Source organism: Mycobacterium sp. IDUB_28 (assembly GCF_055419285.1).
Genome location: NZ_JBVAXK010000003.1, coordinates 237,152 through 254,259, shown reverse-complemented (window position 1 = coordinate 254,259; position 17,108 = coordinate 237,152). Strand labels below are relative to the sequence as shown.

Below are 17,108 nucleotides of genomic sequence, written 5' to 3'. Positions count from 1 at the left end.
CTGAGGAGGAACCATGCGTCAGCTGTCCAGCGCTGACTGGACGATGGTGGCACTGGACACCGCGAACGCCCACAACACCGTCGGCATCGTCGGCATCTACGACCCGTCCACGCGCGACGGCGAGCCCGTCACCTACGAAGAGGTGCTGCGCTACGTCGAAGCGCGTCTGCATGTCGCCGAAAGCTTCCGGGAGCGACTCGTGCACGTACCGTTCGGCGTCGACCGGCCGTGGTGGATCCGGGACGGCAACTTCGACCTCGAATACCACGTCCGGCACATCGCCCTGCCCCGGCCCGGCAGTTGGCGGCAGCTGTGCACCCAGATCGCCCGCATCCACGCCCGGCCCCTAGATCTGACCCGGCCGCCCTGGGAGCTGTACCTGATCGACGGCCTCGACGGCGTCGACCACCTGCCGGAAGGCGCCTTCGCCGTGTTCCTGCGCATCCACCATGCCGCCATCGACGGAGTCGCCGGCGCCGAGATCCTCACCGCAATCCACACCCACGAACCCGACGGGACGCCGCCGCCGGTGCCTGAGGGTTATGACTGGAAGCCTGACCCCACCCCGTCGGACGTCGAGCTGCTGAGCCGCGCGGCGCTGCACGGCGTCATCCGCCCCTTCGACGTGCTGGGCCGGGTCCGCAAGGTCGCACGCCAACTGCCCACCCTCGTGCAGGACAACCGCGACCCCGACGTGACCTCGCCCGCGTCGCTGCCCAGGGCGACCCGCTTCAACCAGATCGTGTCGCCACACCGCGTCTTCGGCACCGCCTACACCACGCTGGATGTCCTCAAAGAGATCCGTACCGCCATGCCGGAAGCCAAGATCAACGACATCGGCCTGGCCATCGTCGGCGGGGCCATTCGCCGCTACCTCGCCGACAAGGGCGAGCTGCCCGACCAGGCGCTGGTGGCGATGATGCCGATCTCGGTCCGGCCGACCAATACCCGCGCCACCGGCGCGGCGAGCTCGGCGACCAGCACCAATACCAGCGGCAACGAATACGCGGTGTCGCCCATCACGATGGCGACCGACCAAACCGACCCGCTGGAACGCCTGGCGCGCATCGTCACGTCGACCGCGCACGTCAAGGAATCCGGCGCGCATCCCGTGCGCTCGCTGATCGAGATGTCGGAGGAAGCCCTCGGCGGGCTGATGGGCACGGTCCAGCGGGCCGCGGTGCGCGCGCTGAGCCGGCGCGGGCGCGCCGTCGTCGCCCACACGCTGGTGAGCAACGTTCCCGGACCGCTGACCCCGATGTACTTCTGCGGCGCGCAGATGGTCGACACCACCGGCCTGGGCCCGGTGCTCGACGGCATGGGCCTGAACAACGGCATCGGCAGCTACGGCAACCGCGTGACCTTCTGCTTCACCGCCGACCGCGCCGCGCTGCCCGACCCCGAGGTCTACGAGCAGTGCCTGGGCACGGCCGTCGACGAGCTTCTCGCCGCAGCCCGCGCGCGCACCGGCAGTCAGTGAACCTGGCGTCCCGCCAGATAGGTCGCGCGCACGTCGAGATCGGCGATCTGTTCCGGCGGCACGGTTCGGGGATCGGCGGACAGCACCACCAGGTCGGCGTACTTGCCGACCTCGATCGAGCCGATCACGTCGTCGGCGAACAACTGCCAGGCGGCGTCGATGGTCTGCGCCCGGATCGCCTGCTCGACGGTCAACCGCTCTTCGGGAGCGAGCACCCGGCCGCTGGGCGCCATCCGGGTGGCGGCCACGCTGATGTTGCGCAGCGGCTCCTCGGGGGTGACCGGTGGGTCGTTGTGCAGCGAGATCCGCATGCCGGTGGCCACCGCCGACCCGGCCGGCATCCAGCGGTTGCCGCGTTCGGGGCCGAACAACCCGTCGACAATGACGTCGCCCCAGTAGTGGATCTGGTCGACGAAGATGCTGCAGGTGACGCCGAGGTCGTGGGCCCGCTGCAGTTGTTCGGGGCGGATCGCGCCGACGTGCTCGAGCCGCAGGCGATGGTCGTTGCGCGGATGGCGTTGCAGCGCTTCCTTATACACGTCGAGGATGGTGTCCACCCCGGTGTCGCCCTGGACGTGGCAGGCCATCTGCCAGCCACGCGGAAAATAGGCGCCGACGATCTCGGTGAGCTGCTCCTTGGTGTAGTTGGCGCAGCCGCAGGACCCCGGCCTGATCCCCGCGCTGCGGGTGGCCGGGGTGTCCAGGTAGGGAAACGACAGCGCGATGTTGCCGATCCACGGTGAGCCGTCGACCCAGATCTTGATGCCGACCTGACGCAGCATGTCGTCACCCTGGCCGGGTGTCGCATCGGAGTGCATCTGGGCGTTGGACACCTCGTAGGTGCGCAACCGCACCGTCAGTTCGTCGTGCAGCGCCGCGACCAGCGGACCGAACTTGGGGTCGAAGGCCATCTCCGAGCAGGTGGTCAGCCCGGCGCGATTGAGCCGCGCGCACTCGGCGCGCAGCATGTCCGGGTAGCTGTCGGCCGCGATGGCACCACCGAGCAGCGGGAACACCGCGCCGATCTCCTCGGCGGTGCCGTCGAGTTCGCCGTCGGCGAGGCGGCCGTACTTGGCGCCCTTGGGGTCGGGGGTGTCGCGGGTCAGGCCATTGAGCTGCGCGGCACGCGAGTTGAAGTACGCCTTGTGCCCGGAGTTGTGGATGATCACCAGCGGCCCGTCCGGCGCGATGCCGTCCAGCCAGGCCGGCGTGGGTTCGGGAAGTCCGGGCTGCAGCAGGGCGTCCCACCCGTTGAGGTAGGCGCCTTCGGTTCCGCGTCGGCCGGCCTCGGCACGGATGGCTGCGACGACGTCCCTGGGATCAGGCATGGTGACCGGGCGGATGTCGACGATCCGGTCCGACAGCGCGACCGCCTCCATCAGCGGGTGACCGTGCGCCTCGATGAAGCCGGGCAGCACACAGCCGTCCCCGATGTCGACGATCCGGGTGTCGGGACCGACGAACCCGCCGACCTCGGAACGGGTCCCGACGGCGAGGATCCGGCCGTCGACAATGGCGAGCGCCTCTGCGTCGGGGTGCTTTTCGTCGACGGTCAGTACCGTCCCGAAGATGACGGTGTCAGCGGCACTCATGTGGGCCGATACTACGGATCGAGGGTGCGGCCGACCCGAATTGCAACACGTTCTAGTCTGACCCTATGAGCGACGACCTGCTGCGAAACCCCACTCACAACGGCCACCTGCTCGCGGGTGCACTCAAGCGCCACAAGAACCGGCCGGTGCTGTTCCTCGGCGACACCACGCTGACCGGGGGCCAGCTGGCCGAGCGGGTCAGCCAGTACGTCCAGGCGTTCGAGGCGCTGAACGCCGGCACCGGAGTCACGGTAGGCCTGCTGTCGCTCAACCGTCCCGAGGTGCTGATGATCCTGGGCGCCAGTCAGACCCAGGGCTACCGTCGCGTCGCCCTGCATCCGCTGGGTTCGTTGGACGACCACGCCTACGTGCTCTCCGACGCCGGCGCCAGTGCGCTGATCATCGACCCCAACCCGATGTTCGTCGAACGCGCGCTGGGGCTGCTGGAGAAGGTCGACTCGCTCACGCAGATCCTGACCATCGGCCCGGTGCCCGAGCAGTTGAGCGAGGTGGCGGTCGACTTGTCCGCCGAGGCGGCCAAGTTCGAGCCCAAGCCACTGGTCGTCGCCGACCTGCCGCCCGACCACATCGGCGGCATGGCCTACACCGGCGGCACCACCGGCAAGCCCAAGGGCGTGATGGGCACCACCGGCAACATCGCGGCCATGACGCAGATCCAGCTCGCCGAGTGGGAGTGGCCCGAGCACCCGCGTTTCCTGATGTGCACGCCGCTGTCGCACGCCGGTGCGGCGTTCTTCACGCCGACGGTCGTCAAGGGCGGCGAAATGGTGGTGCTGGCCAAATTCGACCCGGCCGAAGTGCTGAGAGTCATTGAGGAGCAACGCATTACAGCCACCATGCTGGTGCCGTCGATGTTGTATGCGCTGATGGACCACCCGGATTCGCAGACCCGCGACCTGTCGTCGCTGGAGACCGTGTACTACGGCGCCTCGGCGATCAACCCGGTGCGGCTGGCCGAAGCGATCCGCCGGTTCGGACCGATCTTCGCCCAGTACTACGGCCAATCCGAGGCGCCCATGGTGATCACCTACCTGGCCAAGGCCGACCACGACGAGAAGCGGTTGACGTCCTGCGGACGCCCCACGCTGTTCGCACGGGTCGCGCTGCTCGGCGAGGACGGGCAGCCCGTGCCCCAGGGTGAGCCCGGCGAAATCTGTGTCAGCGGACCGCTGTTGGCGGGCGGTTACTGGAACAAGCCGGAGGCGACCGCCGAGGCATTCAGGGACGGCTGGCTGCACACCGGTGACATGGCCCGTGAGGACGAGGACGGGTTCTACTTCATCGTCGACCGGGTCAAAGACATGATCGTCACCGGCGGATTCAACGTGTTCCCCCGCGAAGTCGAGGACGTGATCGCCGAGCACCCGGCCGTCGCCCAAGTGTGTGTGGTGGGCACGCCCGACGAGAAGTGGGGTGAGGCGGTCACTGCGGTGGTGGTGCTGCGTGCCGACGCCGCCCGGGATGACGCCGCGATCGAGAAGATGACCGCCGAGGTGCAGTCCGCGGTGAAGGAACGCAAAGGTTCGGTGCAGTCGCCCAAGCGGGTCGAGATCGTCGACTCGCTGCCGCTGACCGGGCTGGGCAAACCGGACAAGAAGGCAGTGCGGGCACGGTTCTGGGAAGGCGCCGGACGCGCCGTGGGCTGATTGCCGACGCTAGGGTGGCAGTCATGGCTGAACGGATCAAGCCGCCCTGGTGGCTCAAGCCGGTCAACACGGTGTTCATCCAGCTGTCGAAACTCGGCCTCACGTTCGGTGGCGAAAGTCCCGTCGTACTGACCGTGCCCGGCCGCAGGTCCGGCACACCGCGTTCGACACCGGTGACGCCGATGACGCTGGCCGGCCGACAGTATGTGGTGGGCGGCTTCCCGGGTGCCGACTGGGTCTTGAACGTAAGGGCTGCAAGGGAAATCACCCTGCAGCGCGGACGCAGCACCGAGCGCATCCGTGCGGTGGAGCTGTCCCCGGCGGAGGCAAAGCCGGTGCTGCGGGCGTTTCCGACCGAAGTGCCGAGCGGTGTCGGCTTCATGAAACGCTCCGGTCTGATCAAGGACGGGCGCCCCGAAGAATTCGAGGCGCTGGCCGGGCGGTGTGCGGTCTTCCGTCTCGAACCGATCCGATGAACCGCGCGCTACCCGCGGTGCCGCTACTCGCCGCCGGCCTGCTCGCGGCACCGGTCTCACAGGCGTCCGCGGGTTGCCCCCCGGGTGGGGCCGCGCTCCCGCCCGCCAGCGTGCAGCGACAGGTGGGCGATCTCGACGGGGACGGGCTGCCCGACGCACTGTTCATCGGCACGATGCAGAGCGCCGACGGCGCCACGAGCCGTGTCGTCGGGGTCAGCACCGCCAGCGGCGCGCGCACCGAGGTCGACATCACTTCGGCGAGCCCGATTCCGTTGCGGGCATTGGCTATTGAGGCCCAAGGCGACGGCCGACACCAGGTGATCGTCAGCGACGGACGCAGCGCGCGACTGTACGCGTTCGCCGACTGCCGCCTGCAGATCGTCGTCGACGAGCACTACGGCAGGCCGTTCGTCTTCGACCTGGAGAACCTGCGCGACGACGGCACCGGCGTCGGCTGCAGTGATCTGGGCGACGGGCGCCGCCTGGTCGGGCTGCAGGCACTGGACAGCGGCGGCGAATGGACCGTTCGGCGCACCGAGATCAACCTCGACGGAACCCGTGCCGCCACGGGCCGGTCCGATACCCTGACCGCCACGTCCGCGCAGGACCCGGTGGTGGTCAGCGCCCAGACGATCAGCTGCGGAGCCTTGAGCATCGACCAGGACGGAGTTCAACAGCCTTGAGCGACAACCCATTCAACGCAGCACAGTGGCAGGTCGTGGACGGCTTCGACGACCTGACCGACATCACCTACCACCGCCATGTCGCCGACGCGACGGTCCGGGTCGCGTTCGACCGACCCGAGGTGCGCAACGCCTTCCGGCCGCACACCGTCGACGAGCTGTACCGGGCACTCGACCACGCGCGGATGTCCCCCGATGTGGGCGTGGTGCTGCTGACCGGTAACGGGCCCTCGCCCAAGGACGGCGGCTGGGCCTTCTGCTCCGGCGGTGACCAGCGCATCCGGGGTCGCAGCGGCTACCAGTACGCCGCCGGGGACACCGCCGACACCGTCGACGCGGCCCGGGCAGGCAGATTGCACATCCTGGAGGTGCAGCGGCTGATCCGGTTCATGCCCAAGGTGGTGATCTGCCTGGTCAACGGTTGGGCCGCGGGTGGCGGGCACAGCCTGCACGTGGTCTGCGATCTCACCCTGGCCAGTCGCGAGCACGCGCGGTTCAAGCAGACCGACGCCGATGTCGGCAGCTTCGACGGTGGCTACGGCAGCGCGTACCTCGCGCGCCAGGTGGGGCAGAAGTTCGCCCGCGAGATCTTCTTCCTGGGCCGGCCCTACACCGCCGAGCAGATGCACCGGATGGGTGCGGTGAACGAGGTGGTCGACCACGCCGACCTGGAAACCGTTGCAGTGCAGTGGGCCTCCGAGATCAACGCGAAATCGCCTCAGGCGCAACGGATGTTGAAGTACGCGTTCAACCTGCTCGACGACGGGTTGGTGGGTCAGCAACTGTTCGCCGGCGAAGCGACCCGGCTGGCGTACATGACCGACGAGGCCGTGGAGGGCCGCGACGCTTTCCTGGACAAGCGCAAACCGGACTGGAGCCCGTTCCCGCGGTACTTCTGAGGCGTCGCCGGACGCCGAGCGTCAAGCGGCCCTCACTACGCTCGCTTGATGAGTAAGAGTCCGCTGCGCCGCCTCACCGACCAATTGGTGCTGGCCAGCATGCGCCCGCCCGCCTCGCCGCAAGTGCTGTTCAACCGACCGGCGATCCGACCCGTCGACCTCGACGGCAAGCGCGTCCTGCTGACCGGAGCGTCCTCGGGAATCGGCGAGGCGGCAGCCGAACTCTTCGCCGAGCGCGGCGCCACGGTCGTCGTCGTCGCCCGCCGCCAGGATCTACTGGACGCGCTGGCCGACCGGATCACCGCCGCGGGCGGTACCGCGCTGTCGCTACCATGCGACGTTTCGGACATCGCAGCCGTCGACGCGCTGGTGGCCGAGGTGAACCGGCGCATCGGCGGGGTGGACATCCTGGTCAACAACGCCGGCCGGTCCATCCGCCGACCGCTGGCGGAGTCGCTGGACCGCTGGCACGACGTCGAGCGCACCATGGTGCTCAACTACTACGCACCGTTGCGGCTGATGCGCGGCCTGGCGCCGGGGATGATCGAGCGTGGCGACGGGCACATCATCAACGTCTCCACCTGGGGGGTGCTGAACGAGGCATCCCCGCTGTTCGCGGTCTACAACGCCTCCAAGGCCGCGCTGACCTCGGTGACCCGGATCGCCGAAACCGAATGGGGCCCCAAAGGTGTGCATTCCACCGCCCTGTACTACCCGCTGGTCGCCACGCCGATGATCGCGCCGACGAAGGCCTACGACGGGTTGCCCGCGCTGACGCCCCGGGAGGCAGGCGAGTGGATGATCACCGCGGCGCGTACCCGGCCGGTCCAGATAGCGCCGCGAATGGCCATCGCGGCCAAGGCGCTCAACACCGTCGGCCCGCGCTGGGTCAACACCCTGATGCAGACGCGCAACGACCGCCGGGAGTGACACGTGCTAGACACGAAGGATGGAGATTCTGGCGAGCAGGATGCTCCTGCGGCCGACGGACTACCAGCGCTCGCTGAGCTTCTACCGGGACGAGATCGGGCTGGCCATCGCTCGTGAATACGGGGCAGGGACAGTGTTTTTCGCCGGCCAGTCGCTACTGGAACTGACCGGTTACGACGAACCGGACCACTCCCGCGGGCCGTTTCCCGGCGCGCTGTGGCTGCAGGTGCGCGACCTGCAGGCAACCCAGGCTGAACTGCGCGGACGCGGGGTGCCGATCGCGCGGGAGGCGCGGCAAGAACCGTGGGGCCTGCACGAGATGCACGTGACCGATCCGGACGGCGTTGCGCTGATTTTCATCGAGGTGCCGCGGGGTCATCCGCTGCGGACGGATACCCGGCAGTGAGCGCGCACCAACCGAAGGTGAACTGCTAGGTAACATCTGGCAACGTCTCGCGATATTCCTGCTTTTTGCCTAGTCACCGGTTCGACAAGCGAACACTCCGAGCACCAGAATCAGGCCCTGTGAACCTCCAGTTGTTCCTCTTGATCATCGTCGTGATCACCGCATTAGCGTTCGACTTCACCAACGGGTTCCATGACACCGGCAACGCCATGGCAACCTCCATCGCCAGCGGCGCGCTCAAGCCCAAAGTGGCGGTGGCACTGTCGGCGGTGTTGAACCTGGTGGGCGCCTTCCTGTCGACCGCGGTGGCTGCCACGATCGCCAAGGGGCTGATCGATGCGCACATCGTGACCCTGGAGCTGGTGTTCGCCGGTCTGGTCGGCGGCGTGGTCTGGAACCTGCTGACCTGGTTGCTCGGGATCCCCTCGAGTTCCTCGCACGCACTGATCGGCGGCATCGTCGGTGCGACGATCGCCGCGGTCGGCGGTCACGGGGTGATCTGGAAGGGTGTCATCTCCAAAGCGATCATCCCGGCCGTGGTCTCGGCCTTATTGGCCATCTTCGTCGGGGCACTGGCCACCTGGCTGGTCTACCGAATCACCCGCGGCGTCCCGATCGAGCGCACCGAGGCCGGATTCCGGCGCGGCCAGATCGGCTCGGCCTCGCTGGTCTCGCTGGCGCACGGCACCAACGACGCGCAGAAGACGATGGGCATCATCTTCCTGGCGCTGATTTCCTACGGCGCCGTCAGCAAGACCGCCACCGTGCCGCCGCTGTGGGTGATCGTCGCCTGCGCGGTGGCGATGGCGTCCGGAACCTACCTGGGCGGCTGGCGGATCATCCGCACGCTGGGCAAGGGCCTGGTCGAGATCAAGTCCCCGCAGGGCATGGCTGCCGAATCATCTTCGGCGGCAGTCATTCTGCTGTCCGCCCACTTCGGCTACGCGCTGTCGACCACGCAGGTCTGCACCGGCTCGGTGATGGGCAGCGGACTGGGCAAGCCCGGTGGCGAGGTGCGTTGGGGTGTCGCCGGGCGGATGGCGACCGCATGGCTGGTCACGCTGCCGCTGGCCGGGCTGGTCGGGGCGCTCACGTACTGGATAGTGCACCTCATCGGCGGCTATCCCGGCGCGATCATCGGCTTCGGCCTGCTGGTCGGGGTGTCCGCCGCCATCTACCGCCAGTCGCGCAAGGTCAAGGTCGACCACCGGAACGTCAACGAGGCGTGGGAGGGCAGCGTCACCGCCGGCCTCGAGGTCGCCGGCGTCGAGCCACCTGATGTTCCGCCATCCCCGCCAACCGAGTTCGGCACCGACGACCAGATTCCAGCGAGGAACGCCTCATGACCGGTTGGTTCAATTACGAAGCCACCCTGAAGATCCTGCTGTTCAGCCTGCTCGCCGGCGCGGCCCTGCCGGGGATCTTCGCGCTGGGTGTCCGGTTGCAGGCCGTGGGCACCGGAAACGTCAACGCCGACAAACGGAATCCCGCGCTGGTGGTGCTGGCTTGGACGATCTATGCCCTGGTTGTCGGCGTCGTCATCTTCGGGGTGCTCTACATCGCGCGCGACTTCATCGCGCATCACACTCACTATCCGTTCCTGGGGGCCAAGCTGTGACGACGCAAACCTGGTCGACCTAGGTTTTCCGGCCGTCCTGCCGGGTAAGTTGATCAAACGATGAACCGATTCCTCAGCTCGATTGTGTCGTGGTTGCGGGCCGGCTATCCCGAAGGCATACCACCGACGGACTCCTTTGCGGTGCTCGCGTTGCTGGCACGCCGGTTGACGAACGACGAAATCAAAGCCGTCGCAAGCGAACTGATGCGGCGCGGCGAGCTCAACGTCGACAACATCGACATCGGTGTCGCAATCACTCAGCTCACCGACGACCTGCCGACTCCGGCCGACGTGGAACGGGTGCGAACCCGACTGGCCACCAAGGGCTGGCCGCTCGACGACGCCCGGGACAACGGAGACCGCGCATAGCTATCCTGCGGCAGCTGCGCGTCCCGCCGGGCTCGGCCACCGCACTGCTGCTGCCCGCCCTTCGGCGCGTCCTGGACGGGCAGGATCCCGCGCTGGTCGCGGTACCGGACCAACCCCACTCCGACGCTCTGCTGCGCGCGCTGCGGGTCGGCGAGGCCATCGACGACGACGTGGCCGTGGTGGTGACGACCTCGGGCACCACCGGTGCACCCAAAGGCGCGTTGCTGACCGCAGCGGCGCTGCGCGCGAGCGCGACGGCCACCCACCGCCGTCTCGGCGGACCGGGCCGTTGGCTGCTGGCGGTGCCGCCCTATCACATCGCCGGTCTGCAGGTGTTGATCCGCAGCGTCGTCGCCGGTGCACCGCCGGTGGAACTCGATGTGTCGGGCGGCTTCGACATCGACGAATTGCCCGCTGCGATAACACGATTGGGGCCTGGCAGACGATACGCATCGCTGGTCGCAGCGCAGCTGGCCAAGGCGCTGACCGATCCCGCAGCCACCGCCGCCCTGGCCGAGCTGGACGCCATCCTGCTGGGGGGCGGGCCGACGCCGCGACCGGTGCTGGATGCCGCGGCGAGTGCCGGTCTCACCGTGGTGCGCACCTACGGCATGAGCGAGACGGCCGGCGGCTGCGTCTACGACGGTGTCGCGCTGGACGGGGTCCAGGTGCGGGTGCGCGCCGACCGCCGCATCGTGCTGGGCGGTGCCACCCTGGCCCGCGGTTACCGCAATCCGGTGAACCCCGACCCGTTCGCCGAACCGGGCTGGTTCGTCACCGATGACCTTGGCGCACTGGACGATTCGGGGACGCTGACCGTGCTCGGCCGAGTGGACGACGCGATCAGCACCGGGGGGCTGACCGTGTTGCCGGATCTGGTGGAGGCGGCGCTGCGCACCCACCCCGCGGTCGCCGACTGCGCTGTCTTCGGAGTTGCCGATGCCCGATTGGGCCAGCGGGTGGTCGCCGCGATCGTGGTGAGCCCCGGGTCGACGGCCCCGACGTTGGAGGCGCTGCGGACCCATGCCGATCACACCCTGGACATCACCGCGGCGCCTCGCGAGCTGCACATCGTCGCAGACCTGCCGCGCCGCGGGATCGGCAAACTCGACCGGGCGGCGTTGGCACGACGATTCGAAGCGGCGCGCTAACCGGCGTTACCGCGGACCCCGCGGGGTCTGGGGTGCCTGCGTTCGCGGCGCCTGCGTCTGGGGGGCCTGCGTGCGCGGCGCCGGCGCCTGTGTCTGCGGGGCCTGCGTGCGCGGCGCCGGTGCCTGCGTCTGCGGGGCCTGCGTCTGCGGGGCCTGCGTCCGTGGCTGCGGCGCCTGGGTCGGCTGCGGCGCCTGGGTCGGTTGCGGCGCCTGGGTCGGCTGTGGCGCCTGGGTCGGCTGCGGTGCCACCGTTGTCTGCCGGGGAGCGGCGGTGGTGGGAACGGCCGTCGACGGGGGCGCCGTGGTGGGCGGAATCGTCGTCGTCCGGGGCAGCGTAGTGGTGGGCTCGGTGGTGACCGCCGTCGTGCTGGGCGGTGAGGTCGGCGCAGTCGTGGGCGGCGTCGTGACAGCAGTCGTCGTGGGCGCCGTGGTGGTGACCGGTGTGGTGTACGGCGTCGTCGGCGGCGTCACCACCGGCCAGGTCGGCATGCCCGGCTGCCAGCCCGGGAACGGAACGATGATCGGCACCGGGATGGGCACGGGAGCGACCGGCGCCTGATTCGGCACGGGAGCGGCGGGCGTCCCACCGGGCACCGGGCTCTGTTGGCGCGGCGGCGCCTGAACAGCGGGAACTGTGCCGCCCTGGAACCCGACGGTGGGCGCCTCAGGCGGTGGGGGCGGCACCGGCGCCTGCTGCTCCGTCGGCAACAGGGGCATGAACTTGCCGGGCTGCGCATTCTGGTGACCTTCGACCGGCATCGACGCCGCGGTCGGACGGACGGTCACGGCCACCGCGACCGCTAACGAGGCGAAGCCGAGAACCGCGAACCCGACCACGGCATTGCTGATCAGCAGCCGCCGCAGACTCTGCGGTTGGCCACCGGCCGCTTCGGGGTCATCCTCGTCGAACCCGTCGTCGTACTCATCGGCGTACCCGTCGCCGTACTCGTCGAGGCCGTCGGAGTCGACCGGCAGGATGTCGTACTCGCCGGCCTGCGAATACGCCAGCTGCTCGTCGCCCGACCCCGGCGGACCCCCGTCGGCGGGCTGCATGTATGCGGTTGCATCTCCCGGGGTCCCCGGGTCACCCGCGGGCGCACCCGAATGGAAATACGCATGCGGGTTCGCGTCACCGGCCAGACCCGGGTCGCCCGGGGAAGCACTCGGGTCGGTGTAGGAGTGCGAGTACGAGACCAGAGTCATGTCGTCGGACGTGACCCCCTGAGGGGCGTTCGCCCCGCCGTCGCCCCAGATCGGGCTGGCCGTGGTCGCATCCGCCGGGAACGCCGAGTGATCCGCGCCCGAACCCGACGGGCCGAACCCGCCGTGGTCCGGGGGCAGGTGCGGATCTTCGATCGGCGACGCATAGCCGCCGCCGTCGCCCACCGGACCGGAAACGCCACCGTCGCCGGGTACCGCCGACTGGTCCACGCCCGAGCCGGACGGCCCGAAGCCGCCGGCCGAGCTGGATGAGCCGCCATCCGAGGGCAACACCGGCTGAGCCATCGTCGCGTTGGCGGACCCGAAACCGCCACCATCGACGGGCGGTGCCGACTGGTCGAATCCCGACCCCGTGGGACCGGAGCCGTAGCCACCGTCGCCGCCCAGCGCGGGCGCGGCCATGGTGGCATCGGGAGACAACGCCGGGGCAGCCATCGTCGCGTCCGGGCCCGCGCCGTAATTGCCGTCCATCGGCGTCGCCGACATCATGGTCGCCGGCGCCGACGGGTCACCGGATGCCATCGGGCTGGACAGGTGGCTGCCGAACAGCAACGCCACAGCGGCGGCGCGGCCGGGACCCACCGGCCGCATGGCCGCCTGCGACTCCGGGACCAGCTGCACATTCGGCACGCCCGCGTAGTCCAGCGCCTGCCGTAAGCGCTCGGCCTGATAGTGGTCGGACCAGCACAACTCGGTCGCGAACAGCCGGTGCCCTTCGTCGGCCAGCAACCGGCTGGTGCCGACCACGGTGTCGGTCAGCATCCCGACCGAGTCTGCGGGCAAATTGATCGAATACTGGTCGATGACCTCATCACGGCGGGCAGCCACGTCGATCAGAGCCAGGCGTGCGACCCGGTCCGTGACCGCCACCCCCAACACGACGTCCATTGCGGCTCTCCTTCAGCTGGTTACCCCACAACCAGCGATGTCCCGGCATAATTACACTGCGATACCGTCAGGCACTATTCGTCATTCAGGCGACAAGGTTTGCACCTATGAGCGCAGCGTAACCGCATTCTCAACCGGCGGGGCCGGGCATAGCGAATCCTTCCGCTGTTCATAGCCTGCTCTCAGCCACTGCCACGTCGTCCGAATGGAGAATATGTTCGCAACCGAACAACGCAGTGGCCCCGGCAGGGGGTTCCCTTGCCGCCAGACCAACGCGGCACCCGCAGCACCCGACCTCAAACCCTGGGGGGCACCGTGAGCCTGAACAGCGACGACGCGCCGACCGGCCCCATCGCGGGCACTCGCACGGCGCCGCCCGGATCGCCACCCGCCGCGGGTACGGCGCAGCGCCCCGCACCGGCGCGGGAAGCCGCCGCGCAGCTGGCCAAGCGCAACACCCTGCGCGACCTCGTTGCGGTGGTCCTGTTGCTGCTGGCACCGCTGTTCCCGTGGAACCTGTATTTCGGGTTGGGCATCCCGGGCAGCAGAGCGGTGCTGTGGGCCGTCGTGGGAGTGGTGACGCTGCTGTCGCTGACGGCGATCGCGGTGTCGCGTGCCCGACTCGACCCGGCAAAGCTCGCCAAGCTGCGGTTGAGCCTGAACCTTCCCTACGTGCTGGTGATCGTGGGCTTCATCGTTTTCGACGCGATCCAATCGATCGAATTCGGTGGCCAGGTGCATGTGCCGGGGGGCGTCGGACCGGGCGCCTGGCTGGGGTTCGCCGGCGCTCTGCTCAGTGCGCAGCCGGTGTTCGTCAGTCCGGTCATCGACGAAAGTCGGTACGCCCGGGGGCTGCGGGCCGCGCGGTTCATCGGTTACGTCTCGATGTTCGGGGCGGCGCTGAGCGCCGGCTTCAACCTGTGCTGGCGGTTGCGCTACGCCTTACAGGGCGTCGAGGGTTCCGGGGAATTCGGCACCCAGAACATCGCGGTGATCCTGACATCCGTCGTCTACGGAGCGGTGGCGCTGGCCGCCGTGCTGGTCGCGTCGCGGTGGATCCTGCGCAACACCAACGGATCCCGGTTGGCGACGCTGGCCCTGGGCGCCTCCAGCGTGGTGGCCGGCATCGTCGTGTGGACCCTGCCGGGCGGCCGCGAGATCGACGCGTTCCACGGCATCGCGCAGAACACCTCCACGGCCGGCGTCGGGTACGAGGGATACCTGGCGTGGGCCGGCGCGGCGGCGCTGTTCGCGCCGCTGGCCCTGTTCAGCTCCGCCCAGACCCGGTCGGACCGGGAGCTGTGGCGGGCCGCCATCCGCAAAGGCCTGGCGCTGATCATCGTCTGGTGCCTGGGCTCGGTGCTGATGAGATTCACCGACCTGGCCGTCGCGGTGATGCTGCGTTACCCGTTCTCGCGCTACGACACCATGACGTTGGCGGTGTTCGCTCTCGCCACCGGGGTGTTGGCGTGGTGGCTGCGCGCCAAGCTGGCCAGCGGACCGCTGCGGTCGTCGCTGCTGGTCTGGCTGAGCGGGCTGGTGTTCACCCTCGCGATCTCCCGGGTCGTCCTCGGCGTACTGCTGGCGCCCCGCTTCGATCAGGTCTCGGTCAACCCGGTCTACGGGAACAACCTGGCGCAACAGATCGACAGCATGTTCGACGTGACACTCTGCGGACTCGCCTTCTGCATTTTCGCCGCGGTCATCATCGCGGGACGTATCCGCAAACCTCGGCGCCGGATACGGCGACCCGGCCAGCGGCCCACCGCGGGCTCACCCGGACCGGGGCGCCCGGCCGCGCCCATCCCGACCCGGCCCGGCATGGCGCCACCACCATCGGAAGCCAGCACCACCCGGTTCGGGGCTGCCGGGGGCAGGCATGAGGCACCTACCTCGGTGCTGTCCGGCCCGTCGCCGCGGATTTTCCGGCCCGGCGAATCGGCACCGCGGCCGAAGATCTACCGCCCCCCGGGCAACCCGTCGTAGTTCTTCAGGGCAGCTCGAACGGCAACGGAACGCCGGCATGCCGGCGACAGTGCGTGCAGGTACGTTCACCCGCGACCCGGCTGATCGCCGCGCGCACCAGCCCTTTGAACTTCGGGATGTTCTTCTCGAATTCAGCGAACACGTCGATGCCTCTGACGCCCTCCCCCACCTCGACTCCGGCGTCGACATCGGTGATCAAGGCGATTGCGGCATAACATAATTCGAGTTCGCGAGCCAGTATCGCCTCCGGATACCCGGTCATGTTGATCAGTCCGAACCCGGCCGCGGCGAACCACCGGCTCTCCGCGCGGGTGGAAAATCGGGGGCCTTGGATGACCACCATGGTGCCGCCGTCGACGACATCGCCCAGCCCGGTGATTGCAGTCCGCAACGACGGACAGTACGGGTCGGCGAAGCTGGTGTGCACCCCGCCGGAGTCGAAGTAGGTGTCCGCCCGCCCACTGGTCCGGTCCACCAACTGATCAGGCACCACCACCGTGCCCGGCCCAACCTCGGGCTGCAGGCTGCCGACCGCGCAGGGGGCGAACACCCGCCGCACGCCGAGGGCACGCAGCGCCCACATGTTGGCCCGGTACGGCACGGTGTGCGGCGAGAACTCGTGCTTGGCACCGTGCCGGGGCAGAAAGGCGACGTCGTGCTCGCCGACGGCGCCGATCGTGATCGGCGCGCTGGGACTGCCCCATGGCGTGTCGGGAGACACCGTCCGGGTGCGGGACTCGAAAAACGTGTAGAAGCCGGTGCCACCGATCACTCCGAGCATCCGCCCATTGTCACGTATAGGGCAGGATCAGTTGGTGGCCACATTTGCGCAATGGGTGTCCGGTGCTCGCCCGCGGACGTTGCCGAACGCGGTGGCGCCCGTGATCGCCGGCACCGGCGCGGCGGCCTGGTTGCACGCGGCGGTGTGGTGGAAAGCGTTGCTGGCGCTCGGTGTCGCGATTCCGTTCATCGTGGGCGTGAACTACGCCAACGACTATTCCGACGGCATCCGCGGCACCGACGACGAGCGGGCCGGGCCGATGCGCCTGGTGGGTTCGCGGCTGGCCACGCCGCGAGCGGTCGCCACCGCGGCGCTGGTCAGCCTGTTCCTGGGGTGTGTGTCCGGCCTGGTGCTGGCGCTGGTCAGTGGGCCCTGGCTGATCGGGGTCGGTATCGCCTGCGTCGCCGGCGCCTGGTTGTACACCGGGGGCGCCAAACCGTACGGCTACTCAGGGTTGGGCGAGGCCGCGGTTTTCGTGTTCTTCGGCCTGACCGCGGTGCTCGGCACCCAGTACACGCAGGCGTTGCGGATCGACTGGGTGGGGCTGGTGCTGGCCGTGGGGATCGGGGCGCTGTCGTCGTCGGTGCTGGTGGCCAACAATCTGCGCGACATACCCACCGACACCGTGTCCGGCAAGATCACGCTGGCGGTCCGACTGGGCGACAGCCGCACCCGGGTGCTCTACCACGCCCTGCTGGCCGGCACCGCGGTGCTGACGCTGGTGCTGATGATCGCGACACCGTGGTGTGCCGCGGGCTTGGTCGCGACGCCGCTGGCGCTGCGCGCCGATCGCCCGGTGCGCTCGGGGCGTGGCGGGCCGGAGCTGATTCCGGTACTGCGCGACACCGGCCTGGCCATGGTGGTGTGGGCGACCGCGGTGGCCGCGGCGCTGACACTGGCCAGGTGAGAACGTGTTGACGACCCGGATGCGCGCCCCGCACCGACGCGCCTAGAGTCGATC

Annotated in this window: 16 protein-coding genes; 13 read left to right on the top strand and 3 right to left on the bottom strand. The window is 69.1% G+C overall.

Annotated features, from left to right (window positions below; genetic code table 11):
- The first annotated feature begins 13 nt into the window (after positions 1-13).
- Entirely contained in the window at positions 14-1,480 is a 1,467-nt protein-coding gene (locus ACZYZ9_RS07985; RefSeq protein ID WP_463825703.1) for a wax ester/triacylglycerol synthase family O-acyltransferase, read from the top strand.
- Here the strand turns inward: ACZYZ9_RS07985 and ACZYZ9_RS07980 are convergent.
- Positions 1,474-3,072: an amidohydrolase gene (locus ACZYZ9_RS07980; RefSeq protein ID WP_463825702.1), complete on the bottom strand. Its 1,599-nt coding sequence runs from the start codon at positions 3,070-3,072 to the stop codon at positions 1,474-1,476. The two genes, ACZYZ9_RS07985 and ACZYZ9_RS07980, sit on opposite strands and share 7 nt — an antisense overlap.
- 65 nt (positions 3,073-3,137) lie before the next feature.
- Here ACZYZ9_RS07980 and fadD8 point away from each other — a divergent pair, with 65 nt between their 5' ends.
- The 10 genes from fadD8 to menE all read left to right on the top strand — a co-directional run bounded on the left by fadD8 (position 3,138) and on the right by menE (position 11,271).
- Positions 3,138-4,739, top strand: a complete 1,602-nt coding sequence (fadD8, locus tag ACZYZ9_RS07975; RefSeq protein WP_463825701.1) for a fatty-acid--CoA ligase FadD8 — start codon at positions 3,138-3,140, stop codon at positions 4,737-4,739.
- 23 nt (positions 4,740-4,762) lie between these two features.
- Complete coding sequence (locus tag ACZYZ9_RS07970) at positions 4,763-5,215, top strand: nitroreductase family deazaflavin-dependent oxidoreductase (RefSeq protein WP_463825700.1); 453 nt, start codon at positions 4,763-4,765, stop codon at positions 5,213-5,215.
- Complete coding sequence (locus ACZYZ9_RS07965) at positions 5,212-5,898, top strand: hypothetical protein (RefSeq protein ID WP_463825699.1); 687 nt, start codon at positions 5,212-5,214, stop codon at positions 5,896-5,898. The genes ACZYZ9_RS07970 and ACZYZ9_RS07965 overlap by 4 nt, the downstream gene beginning before the upstream one ends.
- On the top strand, positions 5,895-6,797 hold the full coding sequence (locus ACZYZ9_RS07960) for a 1,4-dihydroxy-2-naphthoyl-CoA synthase (RefSeq protein ID WP_463825698.1): 903 nt from the start codon (positions 5,895-5,897) through the stop codon (positions 6,795-6,797). Before ACZYZ9_RS07965 ends, ACZYZ9_RS07960 begins: the two co-directional genes overlap by 4 nt.
- A gap of 48 nt (positions 6,798-6,845) precedes the next feature.
- On the top strand, positions 6,846-7,727 hold the full coding sequence (locus ACZYZ9_RS07955; protein ID WP_463825697.1) for an SDR family oxidoreductase: 882 nt from the start codon (positions 6,846-6,848) through the stop codon (positions 7,725-7,727).
- A 19-nt stretch (positions 7,728-7,746) separates the two neighbouring features.
- A complete protein-coding gene (locus tag ACZYZ9_RS07950; protein ID WP_463825696.1) occupies positions 7,747-8,133 on the top strand; it encodes a VOC family protein in 387 nt (128 codons plus the stop codon).
- Positions 8,134-8,252: 119 nt separating this feature from the next.
- Positions 8,253-9,479 (top strand): anion permease, encoded by a 1,227-nt coding sequence (locus tag ACZYZ9_RS07945; RefSeq protein ID WP_463825695.1) that lies wholly within the window; start codon positions 8,253-8,255, stop codon positions 9,477-9,479.
- A complete protein-coding gene (locus tag ACZYZ9_RS07940; protein WP_463825694.1) occupies positions 9,476-9,751 on the top strand; it encodes a hypothetical protein in 276 nt (91 codons plus the stop codon). The genes ACZYZ9_RS07945 and ACZYZ9_RS07940 overlap by 4 nt, the downstream gene beginning before the upstream one ends.
- Positions 9,752-9,811: 60 nt before the next feature.
- Complete coding sequence (locus ACZYZ9_RS07935) at positions 9,812-10,120, top strand: DUF3349 domain-containing protein (protein ID WP_463825693.1); 309 nt, start codon at positions 9,812-9,814, stop codon at positions 10,118-10,120.
- 44 nt (positions 10,121-10,164) lie between these two features.
- The gene (gene menE / locus ACZYZ9_RS07930; protein ID WP_463825977.1) at positions 10,165-11,271 is read left to right on the top strand and encodes an o-succinylbenzoate--CoA ligase; all 1,107 of its coding nucleotides are present in this window, start codon (positions 10,165-10,167) and stop codon (positions 11,269-11,271) included.
- Positions 11,272-11,277: 6 nt separating this feature from the next.
- Here the strand turns inward: menE and ACZYZ9_RS07925 are convergent, their stop codons facing one another.
- Entirely contained in the window at positions 11,278-13,380 is a 2,103-nt protein-coding gene (locus ACZYZ9_RS07925; RefSeq protein ID WP_463825692.1) for a DUF7159 family protein, read from the bottom strand.
- A 315-nt stretch (positions 13,381-13,695) separates the two neighbouring features.
- On the opposite strand from ACZYZ9_RS07925, the gene ACZYZ9_RS07920 reads away from it, so the two are divergent.
- Positions 13,696-15,366: a DUF7937 domain-containing protein gene (locus ACZYZ9_RS07920; RefSeq protein ID WP_463825691.1), complete on the top strand. Its 1,671-nt coding sequence runs from the start codon at positions 13,696-13,698 to the stop codon at positions 15,364-15,366.
- A 4-nt stretch (positions 15,367-15,370) separates the two neighbouring features.
- Here the strand turns inward: ACZYZ9_RS07920 and ACZYZ9_RS07915 are convergent, their stop codons facing one another.
- Positions 15,371-16,147 carry an S-methyl-5'-thioadenosine phosphorylase gene (locus ACZYZ9_RS07915; RefSeq protein ID WP_463825690.1) on the bottom strand — a complete coding sequence of 259 codons (777 nt, stop codon included), beginning with the start codon at positions 16,145-16,147 and terminating at the stop codon, positions 15,371-15,373.
- 34 nt (positions 16,148-16,181) lie between these two features.
- On the opposite strand from ACZYZ9_RS07915, the gene ACZYZ9_RS07910 reads away from it, so the two are divergent.
- A complete protein-coding gene (locus ACZYZ9_RS07910; RefSeq protein WP_463825689.1) occupies positions 16,182-17,054 on the top strand; it encodes a 1,4-dihydroxy-2-naphthoate polyprenyltransferase in 873 nt (290 codons plus the stop codon).
- The last annotated feature ends 54 nt before the right edge of the window (positions 17,055-17,108 follow it).

Bases quoted from the DNA above. Each gene is read 5' to 3' on its own strand.
- ACZYZ9_RS07965 (WP_463825699.1), top strand. From the start codon at position 5,212: ATGAACCGCGCGCTACCCGCGGTGCCGCTACTCGCCGCCGGCCTGCTC.
- ACZYZ9_RS07915 (WP_463825690.1), bottom strand. From the start codon at position 16,147: ATGCTCGGAGTGATCGGTGGCACCGGCTTCTACACGTTTTTCGAGTCC.
- fadD8 (WP_463825701.1), top strand. From the start codon at position 3,138: ATGAGCGACGACCTGCTGCGAAACCCCACTCACAACGGCCACCTGCTC.
- ACZYZ9_RS07955 (WP_463825697.1), top strand. From the start codon at position 6,846: ATGAGTAAGAGTCCGCTGCGCCGCCTCACCGACCAATTGGTGCTGGCC.
- ACZYZ9_RS07970 (WP_463825700.1), top strand. From the start codon at position 4,763: ATGGCTGAACGGATCAAGCCGCCCTGGTGGCTCAAGCCGGTCAACACG.
- ACZYZ9_RS07935 (WP_463825693.1), top strand. From the start codon at position 9,812: ATGAACCGATTCCTCAGCTCGATTGTGTCGTGGTTGCGGGCCGGCTAT.
- ACZYZ9_RS07980 (WP_463825702.1), bottom strand. From the start codon at position 3,072: ATGAGTGCCGCTGACACCGTCATCTTCGGGACGGTACTGACCGTCGAC.
- ACZYZ9_RS07925 (WP_463825692.1), bottom strand. From the start codon at position 13,380: ATGGACGTCGTGTTGGGGGTGGCGGTCACGGACCGGGTCGCACGCCTG.
- ACZYZ9_RS07940 (WP_463825694.1), top strand. From the start codon at position 9,476: ATGACCGGTTGGTTCAATTACGAAGCCACCCTGAAGATCCTGCTGTTC.
- ACZYZ9_RS07985 (WP_463825703.1), top strand. From the start codon at position 14: ATGCGTCAGCTGTCCAGCGCTGACTGGACGATGGTGGCACTGGACACC.
- ACZYZ9_RS07950 (WP_463825696.1), top strand. From the start codon at position 7,747: ATGGAGATTCTGGCGAGCAGGATGCTCCTGCGGCCGACGGACTACCAG.